Genomic DNA, 13,597 nt, shown 5'->3' with positions numbered 1-13,597 from the left:
CTGACGCTGCGAATGGCTCCGCCGCGGTGAGACGGTTTGAGCTGTGAGCGAAATAGCGCGACTTCTATCGCTTACCCTGACACCTGACTCGGGTCGAAGTGTGCTTCGGCCATTTTTCGCAGAAGATCCTGCCGCCTTCGTCGTTAAGGATCATTCACGCGCCCAACGCATAGTCGACCGTTTAATCGCGCTAGACGCCAGCGTGGTGGCTTCAGAGTTGACGGCGATCACTGCAAAGCTCGATGCCAAACATCGGGATACAACGGCGCTTTTTCGGCAGCGGTTCAACGAGCTTGAAGGCATAAATACGGATCGCTCGGCCATAAACGTCGACCAGGCTCTATTGATCGGAGCCTATTTCACGGAGGAATTCTCGTTTGAATCGGCTGCCTTATTTAATCCAAGTATCGTCCGGTCGCCCGATCAGTCGGGCCAGCAAGCGGGTGCCCTGCGCTTTCTTCTCTCGCTACGCGGAATCGGAGAGGGCCACGTCTCGTCGGTGACCTTCCGATCAGGCACCTGGCACGAGGATGGCAGCGTCATCGTCGACGCGCCCAGCAAATATGCGGTGCCGCCCACGATCGATTCCAGCCGAAGTAGTGAACTTGGTTTCGTCGTCCACGTCAGCTGCGCTGCTGCAAAAGATATATCAGAGACGGTGATATTTCCGTTTCTGCCCAGCCAGGGCAAAGGAATCGAAGACGTCCGTATGGTCGAATTTACCGAGGACGACGGTGCCCGAGATTGGCGCGCTACCTTTACGGCATTCGACGGCGCGGAAGTTCGCCAAGCGCTGTTTCGTACGGATAAGTTCGAGACGTTCACCATCCAGGCGATCGTGGGTCAGCTTGCAAAATCAAAGGGGGCCGCTCTGTTCCCCCGCCCTGTCGGGGGTCGGTATCTGATGCTAGGTCGGCCCGACAACGAGAATATATGGCTGTTCTCCTCGGATGACTTCAGATCTTGGAGTAACGGACGCCAGCTGCTCAGCCCGCGCTTTCCATGGGAATTTGTTCAACTAGGAAATTGCGGCTCGCCGATCGAAATCGACGAAGGTTGGCTAGTCCTGACGCATGGTGTCGGCGTAGCGCGTAACTACGCGATCGGCGCGTGCCTTTTGGACAAGGATGACCCGATGAAGGTCCTTGGCCGCCTGAGTACCCCACTACTCGCGCCGACCGAAATGGACCGCGCCGGCTATGTTCCCAACGTCGTCTACAGCTGCGGAGCACTTCTTCGTGGACGATCGCTGCTGCTGCCTTACGGCGTTGCCGATACCTACAGCGCATTCGCAGTTGTGGAGATCGACGGCCTGCTGGCCGCGATGAAGTGAGTAAAGTTTTGCCCTCGACCACGACCGGCCGCTCGACGGGAGGACGCTATGATCGATCAGCGTAGAACAATGTCGCAGGTTCACGAGAACGGGTCTGCGCGGCGCCTCGCGATTGATACAATTCGGACCCTCGCGATGGACGCCGTGCAGGCGGCCAATTCTGGACATCCGGGCACGCCGATGGGGCTCGCCCCCGTTGGCTACACCCTCTGGAACGATGTCCTGCGCTTCGACCCGACGGCCCCGGACTGGCCGAATCGTGATCGCTTCGTGCTGTCGGTCGGACATGCGTCAATGCTGCTTTATGCGATCTTGCACCTTGCAGGTGTGCAGGAGCTCGATGGCGACGGCGTACAGACCGGCAATCCGGCCGTCAGCTTGGACGACATCAAGGCATTCCGGCAACTCGACTCGAAAACGCCGGGCCACCCCGAGTATCGGCGCACTACGGGGGTCGAGACCACCACCGGTCCGCTTGGCCAGGGCTGCGGTAACTCGGTCGGCATGGCCATCGCGGCGCAGGCACTGGGCTCCCGATTCAACCGGCCGGACTTCGCGCTGTTCGATTTCAACACCTATGTCTTCTGTGGCGACGGCGACATGATGGAGGGTGTGTCGGGCGAGGCGGCATCGCTCGCCGGGCATCTCGCGCTGTCAAATCTTTGTTGGATTTACGACAGCAACTCGATCAGCATCGAGGGTTCGACCGAGATCGCATTCACCGAAGACGTGGCGAAGCGGTTTGCTGCTTACGGCTGGAACGTTATCCACGTCGCAGACGCTAACGACACCGTCGCGGTCGGCGAGGCGCTCGCCGGCTTCGCGGCTACCACCGATCGGCCGACTTTTATCATAGTGCATTCCGTGATCGGCTACGGCTCGCCCCGCGCCGGGCTCGCAAGCGCGCATGGTGAGCCGCTTGGCATGGACAACGTCAGATCAACGAAGCGGGCCTATGGTTGGCCCGAAGACGCGCAGTTCCTCGTGCCCCCCGAAGTCGCCGCAGCATTCACTGCGGCTGTTACCGGCCGAGGTAAGTCGGCACGGCGAGAGTGGGAAGCGCGATTGGCGGGTTACGGGGAAATCTTTCCCGAGCTGGCCGCGGAGTTCGAGCTCTTACGCCGGAATGAGCTGCCCGTCGGCTGGAACGGGGGTATCCCCGACTTTCCCGCAGATGCCAAAGGCATGGCCTCGCGAGATGCAGGCGGCGAGGTCTTGAATGCGATCGCGTCGCGTGTATTGGCGCTCATGGGCGGTGCCGCAGACCTTTCGCCTTCGACTAAGACCAACCTCACCTTTGACGGCGCGGGCTCGTTCGAACCTGACGACTATGCCGGTCGGAACATGCATTTCGGCGTCCGCGAGCACGCCATGGGGGCCATCGCCAACGGCATGACGGTCACTTACTTGCGCGGGTACACGGGCACCTTCCTCGTGTTCGCCGATTACATGCGCGCGCCAATCCGGCTGGCGGCGATCATGGCAGTGCCGACCATCTTTATCTTCACGCACGACTCGATCGGAGTCGGCGAAGACGGCCCGACGCATCAACCGATCGAACATCTTGCCACACTCCGCGCCATCCCGGGCCTCAATACGATCCGACCTGGCGACGCCAATGAAGTCGTCGTCGCGTGGAAGACGGCGCTGATGCAGACTCACGTGCCGACTGCGATGATCCTCTCAAGACAAGCGATACCGACGCTCGATCGCACCCGCTATGCCGCAGCCAATGGGCTGACGCGCGGTGGCTATGTACTCGGCGATTGCGAAGGCATCCCCGAGATCGTCCTGATCGGCACCGGCAGCGAGCTGCCGATGGTGGTCGCTGCGCACGAGGCGTTGCTGGTAGAAGGAGTTCGTTCACGCGTGGTTTCCCTGCCGAGCTGGTATCTGTTCGAGCAGCAGGATGCCGCTTACCGCTACAAGGTATTCCCCCGCGATGTCCGGGCACGGCTTGCGGTCGAGCAAGGCGGCGCCTTCGGCTGGGATCGATATGTCGGCAGCGAAGGGGCGACGATCACCATGTCGACCTTCGGCGCGTCGGCTCCACTGGCTGAACTGCAAGCGAGATACGGCTTCACGATCGAGAACATCTGCGCGGTTGCGCGCGATCTGATTGGTAAAACGCGATGAACCGGCTCAAGAACCTTGCTGCAACCGGCCAAGCCGTCTGGCTCGATTTCGTCGACCGGCGCTTTCTCGAAAAAGGCGATCTGCGGCAGCTGCTTGCGACGGACGGTGTGACCGGAGTCACCACCAACCCCTCTATCTTCGAGAAGGCGATCGGTCACGGAGCCGCATACGACGACGAGATAAAAGAATTTCTCGGGCAGACCGACGCGAGTGTAACCGATGTCTACGAGAGCCTCGCGATATCCGACATCAGACGAGCCGCAGCGGACTTGCGGCCGGTCTATGATCATCTTGCCGGCCGCGATGGATACGTCAGCTTCGAGGTGTCGCCTTATCTCGCCCTCGACACCATCGCCACCATAAGCGAGGCGCGCCGGCTCTGGCAGACGGTCGGGGAACCGAATCTGATGATCAAGGTGCCGGGCACCACCGCCGGCGTCCCAGCGATCCGTCAGCTCATCGAAGATGGGATCAACATCAACGTCACCTTGCTGTTTGATCTAGTTTCTTACCAGGCGGTAGCCGAGGCCTATCTTGCCGGTCTCGAGGCACGGGTCGAGAAAGGCGAGCCGATCGACAAGATCGCCAGCGTCGCCAGCTTTTTCATCAGCCGCATTGACAGCGTTATCGACAAGGCGATCGATGCCCGCGTCGCGGCTGGCGACGGGGAGGCATCAGCGCTAACAGCGATACGCGGCAAGGTTGCGATCGCCAGTGCCAAGCTCGCTTATGCCTGGCATGTCAACATGATCGCGAGCGCTCGGTGGCAGGCACTGGCCGCTCACGGTGCCATGCCGCAACGGCTTCTTTGGGCGTCGACAGGGGTCAAGGACGTTGTTTTTCCAGACACGCTTTATATCGACGCACTGATCGGCCCCGAGACCGTCAACACGATGCCGCCCGCGACAATGGTGGCTTTCCGCGATCACGGCACCGTGCAACAGACACTTGTGCAGGGCGTCGACGATGCCCGCTGGATCGTCGCCGAGACTGCTCGGCTGAAACTCGATCTCAATCGCGTCACCGACGAACTCGTGCTCGACGGCGTCCGGCAATTCGCCGATGCAACAGACGCTCTGCTCGGCGCTGTCGCGGCCAAGCGCGTAGCCGTGCTCGATGGGCGCCTTAACGGCATGACTGCGGCACTTCCCGGCTTGCTAGCGGACGCGGTCGACAAGCGACTTGGAGAGGTGCGCGCAGACGCCTGGTCTCGGCGCCTGTGGAGTGGCGACGCAACATTGTGGACGGGCAAGGATGAAGGTAATTGGCTTGGCTGGTTCGCCGCCGCGCGCGGCGAACAGGTCGACCATGCAGCGCTCGCGGATATCCAGCGCCTCGGGCGTCAGTTCCCCGACGTCGTTCTCCTCGGAATGGGCGGCTCAAGCCTCGGCCCGGAGGTTCTCGGACGGATGTTCGAGATCGAGGGCAAGGGTCCGCATCTGCACGTGCTCGACACCACCGACCCGGGCCAGATCGCAACCGTCGCCGCGGCGATCGATCCGTCGCGTTGTCTGTTTATCGTCTCGTCAAAATCCGGATCAACGATGGAGCCGGATCTGCTGCGCGCCTATTTCTGGAAGGTATCGGGCAGTGACGGTGCGCGGTTCATCGCCGTGACCGATCCCGGATCCGACCTCGAGCAACGAGCGACGACCGACGGCTTCGCGCGCATCGTCCGCGGCGACCCGGCGATCGGCGGACGCTATTCGGTGATGTCGGCTTTTGGCATGGTGCCGGCGGCGGCTATAGGACTCGATGTCGGCGGCATCTTCGCGGCGACTGCACCCATGGTGATCGCCTGCGGGGCCGATGTCCCGCCAGCCGCCAACCCGGGCATCAGGCTCGGCGTGATCCTTGGTGAGGCGGCACTCGCAGGCCGCAACAAGTTAACGATCATAAACTCCGGAAGCTTCGAGCCGTTCGGTTCTTGGCTCGAGCAACTCATCGCAGAATCAACCGGGAAACAAGGGCGCGGAATCCTACCAGTCAATATGGAGCCGATGGGCACGCTCGAACTTTACGGAAATGACCGGTTGTTCGTTCATTTTCAGGTCCAGGACGCCGACGATCTGACGCTTAAGGCGCAGCTCGATACGCTTGTCGCGGCCGGTCAACCGCTGGTACGCATCATGGTCGCCGATGTCGGACAAATCGGACAGGAGTTTTTCCGGTGGGAGGTCGCCACTGCGATTGCCGGCGCGATCATCGGCATCGACCCCTTCGATCAGCCCGATGTCGAGGATGCCAAGATCGCAACCCGCGAGTTGATCGATGCTTACGAAGCGACGGGTACGCTGGCAGCCGAAGAGCCGATTGCCTCGACCCCCGATTTCGATGTGTTCGTCGCCGGCAACATGCAGTTCGCGCCAGCGGACGCGGCGGCCTTGCTCAAGCTGTTCTTCACCAGCCTGCAGCCTGGCGGTTATGTCGGGTTTCTCGCCTACATCGAGCGAGATGCCATAAATGAGGCGGCGATCGCGGCGATGCGCGTCGCGGTGCGCAATGCGCATCTCTGCGCTACGGTCGCCGGCTTCGGACCCCGATTCCTGCACTCGACCGGGCAAGTCTATAAGGGCGGCCCCGACGGTGGCACCTTCCTCACTATCACCCGCGATCCAGAGCCCGATATCGCCGTTCCAGGACGACGGGCGACGTTCGGCACCGTGCAGCTCGCACAGGCTCGCGGCGATATGAATGTGCTCGCCAAACGCGGCCGCCATGTGCTGCGGGTTCATCTCCGACACGGCGGCGGAGGCATTGCCGCCCTGCAAGCCGCAGTCGTGGCCGCGGTGCGCAAATGATGGAGGCAAAGAGGATACGGATCGCGATGATCAGTCTCGGCCGGAAGGGCTCGAAATTGATCCTATGCCTGATGCGAGGCGGGCACGAGGTCAATCTGTGCGGACATAACGAGATGCCGCAGTGACCGGGGTTCAGTCGGCCCCTTCGGCGACTATCGTCATATTCGGCGCGCTCGGCGATTTGGCGCGGCGGCTACTCTCCCCCGCCCTGGTCAATCTTGCCTGCGCCGGCCTCCTGGCCCACGACACCTTGATCATCGGGGTCGCACGCGCTGATGGCAACGATCAAACGCTTCGCGATGCGCTCGATCAGTTCGTCGAGAATGAATCCGATTATTCGCATCTGCGGAATAGGATCGTCTATATCCGCGGCGACTTCGACGACCCGGCGACGTTCACAGCGATCGCCGATCGGTGCCTCGGTAACGCGATCTTCTACCTGGCCACGCCCGCGAGTTATTTCGAGCCATTCGCCGATCGACTGGCTGTTGCTGGGCTGCTCGACGAGAGCCGCGGCTTTCGCCGGATCATAATCGAAAAGCCGTTCGGTGCCGACCTTGCCTCGGCGCAGGCTCTCAATCGTAAGCTGCTTGAACACGCCGACGAACAGCAGATTTATCGGATTGATCACTTTCTCGGCAAGGAGACGGTGCAGAATCTGATGGTGCTGCGGTTCGGCAACACGCTGTTCGACGCGGCGTGGGATTATCGCCACGTCGATCATATTCAGATCACTGCAGCAGAAACCGTGACAATCGGCAGTCGCGGCAAATTCTACGACGCCACCGGTGCACTGCGCGACATGGTGCCGAATCATCTTTTTCAGCTAATGACGCTCGTCGGCATGGAGCCGCCGACTGGTCTCGACTCCGACGCCATCCAAGACGCCAAGGCGGCCTTCGGCGAGGCGGTACGTCCCGTTCCGGCGAGCGACGCGATACGCGCGCGATATGGAGCTGGGATGGTCGGCAGCGAAGCGGTCGCGGCCTATGTCGATGCCGATGGCGTCGATCCGGCGGGCGTGACCGAGACCTACGCCGCGTTGAAGGTTCGGATCGACACCCCGCGCTGGGCAGGTGTGCCGTTCTATCTGCGCACCGGAAAAGCGCTGGCCGCGCGCGATACGACGATCGTCATCCAATACCGCGAGGCACTGCCTAAGCTTTTCGACCACGGTGGCGCCCCGGCGGATCGGCTTATTCTTCAGATACAGCCGAACGAGGGCATCCAGCTCGAGTTCGTCGCCAAGACGCCCGGGCCGACGCTGGCGATCGCGCCGATCGTCATGGACTTCCGCTACGCAAAGCGTTTTCCGATTGATCGTCAAACCGGGTACGAAACTTTGCTCTACGACGCGTTGGTCGGTGATCGCACCCTGTTCTCGCGTGCCGATCACGTCGAAGCGGGTTGGCGTATGGTGGCGGAATTGCAGGCGGCATGGGCCGCCGAGGACGCGCCCGCTGCGTACTCCGCCGGAAGTGCCGGGCCGTTTGCAGCTGATACGCTGCTCAGCCGCGACGCCCGCCACTGGTATCCTTTGAGGTGACGGGCGCGATTCGCCTACTGATATGCGATGTGGACGGGACGCTCGTGCGCGCCGACAAGAGCCTAGCCGAGGCAAATATCGCCGCGATAGCGGCGCTACGGGCGACGGGTATCGAGGTAAGTCTCATAAGCGCCCGGCCGCCGAGCGGGATGCTGCAAATCGCGAAGAAACTCGGTCTCACCGCTCCTCTGGCGTCTTTCAACGGGGGAACGCTGTTCCAGTCCGATGGCACGATCCTCTCGTCTGCGCACCTGCATGCCACCACGGCGGGATGTGCGCTTGCAAGGATCAGTCGGCCTGGGATCGATCCCTGGCTGTTCGCAGGCGGCCGCTGGTACGCATCGACCACTGCGGGACCGCACGTCCGGCGCGAACGCCTGAGCGCCGGGATCGAGCCGACGATCCGGGAAGACCTGACCGACCTTCTGGATCATGTCGATAAGCTCGTCGGTGTCTGCGATGATCCTGATGAACTGGCCAAGGCCGAACAAGAATTGCGAAGCGCGATCGGGACGGTCGCGACTGTCGCACGATCGCAGGTCTACTATCTCGACGTTACCGCTTCATCCGCCAACAAGGGCGACGGGATAACTGCCATCGCCGCCGCCTGCGGAGTTCCGTTATCGGCAATCGCAGTGATCGGCGACCAGTACAACGACGTCCCCATGTTCGGAAGAGCCCGGCTATCGATTGCGATGGCCCAGGCTCCGGCGGGTGTTCGCGCCGCGGCGGATTTCGTAACCGGCTCCAACGACGAGGATGGTGTCGCCGACGCGATCCACGACATCATCGCCGGACGGGGGATGACATGACGCGCTCGTTGCTCATCGCGGCGTCGCTGCTTGCCGCCGACATCGGGCAGCTCGATGTCGAAGTGAGGGCTGTCGACCGCGCCGGCGCGGATTGGATCCACGTCGACGTGATGGACGGCCGCTTCGTACCGGAAATCTCGTTCGGACCATCGGTGGTGCGCGCGGTGCGCAAGTCGACGACCCTCCCGGTCAATGTCCATTTGATGATCGTCGAGCCCGAGCGGTCGCTGGCTGCATACGCCGATGCCGGCGCCGATCATCTCCTAGTGCAGGCCGAACCGGGTTCGACGGTGCATCTCCATCGAGTGCTCAGCGTGATACGCGAACTCGGCAAGCGGCCCGGCGTAGTAATCGATCCAGCAACTCCGATCGCATGGATCACCGAAGTTCTCCACCTCGTCGACATCGTGCTGGTGATGACCGTCAATCCCGGTTTCGGTGGTCAGGCCTTCCTGCCCGAAGTCTTACCCAAGATCGCGGCTCTGCGCGAACACTGCGATGCACGAGGTCTTACGCCGCATATCGAAGTGGACGGCGGAGAAGACGCGGCGACGGCACAGCGCGTGACCGAGGCCGGGGCGGACGTAATGGTCGCCGGCAATGCGGTTTTCGGCCGGCCCGATTATGCGGCCGCGATCGCCGCTATCCGCGCGAATGCGGGCTCGCCGATATGAAGCGGCTGATCGCCTTCGATCTCGACGGCACACTTGCTGCAAGCAAGCAGCCGATCCGACCGGACATGGCGGCGTTGTTGATTTCGCTCCTCAGCGTTGCGGTGGTTGCCGTGATCTCGGGCGGTGACTGGCCGCAATTCGAAACTCAAGTGGCCGACCAATTGCATTCCTCCGATGACCTTCGCAATCTTTTCATAATGCCGACCACCGGCACGAAGCTCTACCGGTTCGACGGTGCCTGGCACTTGGTCTACGCCCAATTTTTAAAACCGGAGGAACGGAAGCGGATATTGAAGGCCGTCGACCATGCCGTCGCCGAAGCCGGGTTGAAGCACGAGCGGATTTGGGGCGAACAGATCGAGGACCGCGGCAGCCAGATCACCTTCTCCGGTCTCGGCCAAAAAGCGCCCCTGGACGCGAAACAGGCTTGGGATCCGGACTTCGCCAAGCGGAAGGCATTGCAGACTCTGCTGCGGCACGCGCTCCCGAACCTTTCGGTCAACGTGGGTGGGTCAACGTCGATCGACATCACTCAGAAGGATGTCGACAAGGCGTACGCAATGCGGCGGCTTGCCGAAAGTTCGGGCATCGCCACCTCTGACATGCTTTTCATCGGGGATGCGATTTATCCGGGGGGAAACGACGATCCCGTCCGCGTGGCGGGGATCGACATTGTTGCCGTTCGCGACGTCGCGGAGACGATGAGTGTCATCAAGGCGATCCTCGCCTGCCTCAAGCCCTGACCCGCGGCCATTAGGAGGCTTCATGACCGATCATCCGCTCTACCCCCTTCGTTTCGATCCGATCTTCCAATACCGGCTCTGGGGAGGCCGCGCCCTCGGAAATTGGATGGCCACAAAGCTGCCCGACGGCCCGATTGGCGAGGCGTGGGTGCTGAGCGACCGGCCCGACCATGCCAGCCGGATCAGCGACGGGCCATTGGCCGGCCGGACAATCACGGAGTTGATGGCGACCGCGAAGACGCAGATCCTCGGACGTTTCGCCGAACGGTTCGACCGGTTTCCGCTACTGCTCAAGTTCCTCGATGTCGCGCAAATGCTGTCGGTTCAGGTACATCCACGCGATGACGCTACAGCGTGGATCCCTGACGGTGAGCGGGGCAAGACCGAGGCTTGGATCGTGCTCGAGGCCGAGCCTGGCGGGAGGATATACGCAGGGCTCAAATCGTACACAACGGCCGACGACCTCCGCGCTTTAACCGAGCATACCGCCGATGACCATCTTGCCAGCTTCACGCCCGAAGTCGGCCAGGCGGTGCTGATCGAAGCCGGGACCGTCCACGCTCTTGGAGATGGCGTCATGGTATTCGAGGTTCAGGAGAACAGCGACATCACGTTCCGCCTTTACGACTGGGATCATATCGACAAGACGACTGGCAAGCCCCGCGATCTCCAAGTCGAACAGGCGCTTGCCTGTGTCGATTTCGATCGTGGCGCAGTGCTGCCCGTAGTGCCGAAAATCGTGCCGCCAAAGTCGGATCATCGCGAAAAGCTGATCGAGGACGACCACTTTATCATCTGGCGGATAGCCACAACGGCCCCTGTCGAGGTTGGCACGCTCGGCGAACCTCGAATATTAGTGTGCGTCGGCGGCGAAGGGGTGATCGTCTACGCGCAGGTCAGCTTTGCCGTACCGCGCGGGGCGGTCATGCTTCTTCCGGCTTCGGTCGGACGGTGCAGTTTTCATCCTGGTTTCGCTGCCACCCTGCTCGAAATCGGTATCCCTGAAAGGGCGGTCTGACGTGCCGACATCGCGACGCCTCATTGTCGGCAATTGGAAGATGCACGGTCTTCAGGCCGATCTTGCAGGTGCCAAGGCCGTCGCCGAGGTGGCCGACACTGTCGACTTGGAGGTCGCTATTTGCGTGCCGGCGACCCTTATCGAACGCATGCGTCGCACTGTCGATGGCTCCACCGTAAGTGTCGGCGGCCAGGACTTGCACAGCGGGGTGTCCGGACCGTTCACCGGCGACATCAGTGCGGCGATGCTTGTTGATGCGGGTGCTGGCATGGTCATCGCCGGCCATTCGGAACGACGAGCGGCGTATGGAGAAAACGACGCACAAGTCGCGGTCAAGGCGAGGGCCGCGGTCGGCGGCGGGCTCGTACCGATAATCTGCGTTGGAGAGACGGCGGCCGAGCGCGACGCTGACCGGACGCTCGCGGTCATTCACCGGCAGGTCGTCGACTGCGTTCCGTCGGACCTCGCGTCAGCTGCGATCATTCTTGCCTACGAGCCAGTGTGGGCGATCGGCCACGGGGTCACGCCCAGCCTCGATGAGATCGCCGCCGCTCATGCAACGCTGCGCGGGGCGCTGAATTCGATCCACGGCGATCTCTGCCGAAGCGTGCCGCTTCTATTCGGTGGGTCGGTCGATGCCGGCAATGTGTCGAAGGTGATGGCTCTGCGCGACGTAAACGGGGTCCTCGTCGGTGGCGCATCCCTCGACGCAAGCAATTTCATCAGTCTCCTGCATGCCGCCGATACTCGAAGGATCGCTCATGTCGACCGGGAGTGAGGATGCGATGAAGAAATGTATCGACACCGTTTGTCGATTGCTGATCCCCGGAAAGGGGTTGCTTGCTGCCGACGAAAGCCTCGGCACGATCGCCCGCCGCTTCGAGCCTCTCGGCATTCTCTCCACCCCGGGAACGCGTCGCGACTACCGCGAGATGCTGTTTGCGGTACCGATGCTCGCGCAGCATATCAGCGGTATCATCCTTTTCGAAGAAACGCTGAGTCAGACCAATGCGGAGGGCCGCCTCTTTCCCGACTGGATCTCCGATCTGGGCATAGTGCCAGGTATAAAGGTCGATCGCGGAACGGTGCCGTTCTTTACCGGTTCGCGTGAAACCATTACCGAGGGTCTTGACGGACTATCTGTCCGGCTAGGTGAATACGCGCTTCAAGGAGCGAAGTTCGCCAAATGGCGCGGCGTGATCCACATCGACGAGACACTGCCAACGATGAACGCGATTATCGCGAACGCAGTGTCACTCGCCCGCTACGCGCGGCTTTGTCAAGACACCGGGCTCGTGCCGATCATCGAGCCCGAGGTATTGATGGACGGAAGCCAGAATATCATTCGATCTGCCGACGTTACACGCGCGTTGCTCGAGGCTGTCTTCGATGCACTGTATGCAGCCGGCGTCTGCCTCGAGGCGATCATCCTCAAGCCGAACATGGTCGTCCCCGGCGCCGCCTCGGGCAGTTCGATCTCATCTGGCGAGGTTGCGCAGCAGACCCTCGACGTTCTTCGGCGTTGCGTTCCTCCGGCAGTCCCAGGTATCGCCTTCCTGTCGGGTGGTCAAAGCCCGGACATGGCGACCCGCCATCTCCGGGACATGGTGCGCATGGGCAGTGCCCCATGGCGGTTGACCTTCTCGTACGGTCGGGCGCTCCAAGACGAAGCGCTCGGCGTCTGGCGCGGTCAGGCAGCGAACATCGAAGAAGCGCAGGCCATCCTGATCGCCCGCGCCAAGGCACTCTCGGCAGCCGCGCATGAAGCGGATGCCTAATGTTTCGCTTGATCCCCCGATCCTGCGCCTGCCGCAACATCTTTCCGGCAGCGGACTACGACGTTGTGACCCCTCGCGATGATCGACACGTCGATCTGGCCGAGGAAAAGTCCGTGCGCGATGACGCCGGGGATCGCTTCGAGGGTGCGTGCGAGCTGCTCGGGATCATCGATCACGCCGAATTTCAGATCGAAGATGTATGCCTGCTGATCAGTCAGGAAAAACGCTCCATCGTGCTTCCTTCTCCGGGTCAGCGGGGTGCCGAGATTTCTCAACGTCCGGAGCGCAAAACCCGCCGCAAACGGCAGCACCTCGACCGGAAGGCTACGACGCCCGAGGGTCGCGACCGCCTTGGTCGAATCGCCGATCATAATCACGAGGTCGCTCGCCGCCGCGACGATCTTCTCGCGCAGCAGCGCGCCGCCGGCCCCCTTGATCGCCCGCAGGCTCGAGTCGATCTCGTCGATGCCGTCGATCGTGACATCAACGCGTTCTACTCTTTCGAACGAAACGTGTGGAATGCCCAATCCGATTGCCAGCGCCTCGCTCGCGGGGGAAGTCGCGGTTGCCTCGACCTTCAGGCCGTCGGCGACGCGGCGCGCTATCTCGCGGATTGCGTATGCAGCAGTGCTGCCGCTGCCAAGACCAACCAGCATGCCGTCGCGCAGGTGGTCCATCGCCGTTACGGCGGCGAGTGCCTTCTCCAGCTCGAGCTCATGGTCATTCATGACGTCGGCCTTTCCCGCTCGCTGCACC

Annotated in this window: 11 protein-coding genes; 10 read left to right on the top strand and 1 reads right to left on the bottom strand. The window is 62.0% G+C overall.

All coding sequences use genetic code 11. The features are described from left to right. Positions 1–100: 100 nt before the first annotated feature. The 10 genes from KTC28_RS01910 (at position 101) to KTC28_RS01865 (ending at position 12,841) form a co-directional block, all read left to right on the top strand. A complete protein-coding gene (locus tag KTC28_RS01910) occupies positions 101–1,333 on the top strand; it encodes a glycoside hydrolase family 130 protein (protein ID WP_255602186.1) in 1,233 nt (410 codons plus the stop codon). Between the two features lie 48 nt (positions 1,334–1,381). Continuing rightward, positions 1,382–3,469, top strand: coding sequence for a transketolase (gene tkt / locus KTC28_RS01905; protein WP_216711318.1), 2,088 nt, complete (start codon positions 1,382–1,384; stop codon positions 3,467–3,469). Beyond that, the gene (locus tag KTC28_RS01900; protein WP_216711319.1) at positions 3,466–6,270 is read left to right on the top strand and encodes a bifunctional transaldolase/phosoglucose isomerase; all 2,805 of its coding nucleotides are present in this window, start codon (positions 3,466–3,468) and stop codon (positions 6,268–6,270) included. Before tkt ends, KTC28_RS01900 begins: the two co-directional genes overlap by 4 nt. A gap of 121 nt (positions 6,271–6,391) precedes the next feature. Continuing rightward, complete coding sequence (gene zwf, locus KTC28_RS01895) at positions 6,392–7,816, top strand: glucose-6-phosphate dehydrogenase (RefSeq protein ID WP_216711320.1); 1,425 nt, start codon at positions 6,392–6,394, stop codon at positions 7,814–7,816. Between the two features lie 44 nt (positions 7,817–7,860). After that, positions 7,861–8,628: an HAD family hydrolase gene (locus tag KTC28_RS01890; RefSeq protein ID WP_255602185.1), complete on the top strand. Its 768-nt coding sequence runs from the start codon at positions 7,861–7,863 to the stop codon at positions 8,626–8,628. After that, entirely contained in the window at positions 8,625–9,302 is a 678-nt protein-coding gene (gene rpe, locus KTC28_RS01885; RefSeq protein ID WP_216711322.1) for a ribulose-phosphate 3-epimerase, read from the top strand. Before KTC28_RS01890 ends, rpe begins: the two co-directional genes overlap by 4 nt. After that, a complete protein-coding gene (locus tag KTC28_RS01880; RefSeq protein WP_216711323.1) occupies positions 9,299–10,045 on the top strand; it encodes an HAD-IIB family hydrolase in 747 nt (248 codons plus the stop codon). Before rpe ends, KTC28_RS01880 begins: the two co-directional genes overlap by 4 nt. A gap of 106 nt (positions 10,046–10,151) precedes the next feature. Continuing rightward, entirely contained in the window at positions 10,152–11,063 is a 912-nt protein-coding gene (locus KTC28_RS01875) for a type I phosphomannose isomerase catalytic subunit (protein WP_255602184.1), read from the top strand. Position 11,064: 1 nt separating this feature from the next. Next, positions 11,065–11,841, top strand: coding sequence for a triose-phosphate isomerase (gene tpiA / locus KTC28_RS01870; RefSeq protein WP_216711325.1), 777 nt, complete (start codon positions 11,065–11,067; stop codon positions 11,839–11,841). Continuing rightward, positions 11,825–12,841, top strand: coding sequence for a class I fructose-bisphosphate aldolase (locus KTC28_RS01865; protein WP_223132273.1), 1,017 nt, complete (start codon positions 11,825–11,827; stop codon positions 12,839–12,841). The genes tpiA and KTC28_RS01865 overlap by 17 nt, the downstream gene beginning before the upstream one ends. On the opposite strand, the gene rpiA is transcribed toward KTC28_RS01865, so the two are convergent. Next, on the bottom strand, positions 12,838–13,569 hold the full coding sequence (gene rpiA / locus KTC28_RS01860) for a ribose-5-phosphate isomerase RpiA (RefSeq protein ID WP_216711327.1): 732 nt from the start codon (positions 13,567–13,569) through the stop codon (positions 12,838–12,840). The two genes, KTC28_RS01865 and rpiA, sit on opposite strands and share 4 nt — an antisense overlap. Positions 13,570–13,597 lie beyond the last annotated feature (28 nt).

The sequence above is a fragment of the Polymorphobacter megasporae genome (genome assembly GCF_018982885.2).
Lineage (GTDB): Bacteria > Pseudomonadota > Alphaproteobacteria > Sphingomonadales > Sphingomonadaceae > Polymorphobacter_B > Polymorphobacter_B megasporae.
The sequence above is the reverse complement of the archived record's forward strand: the minus strand, read 5'-3'. Positions and strand labels throughout refer to the sequence as shown.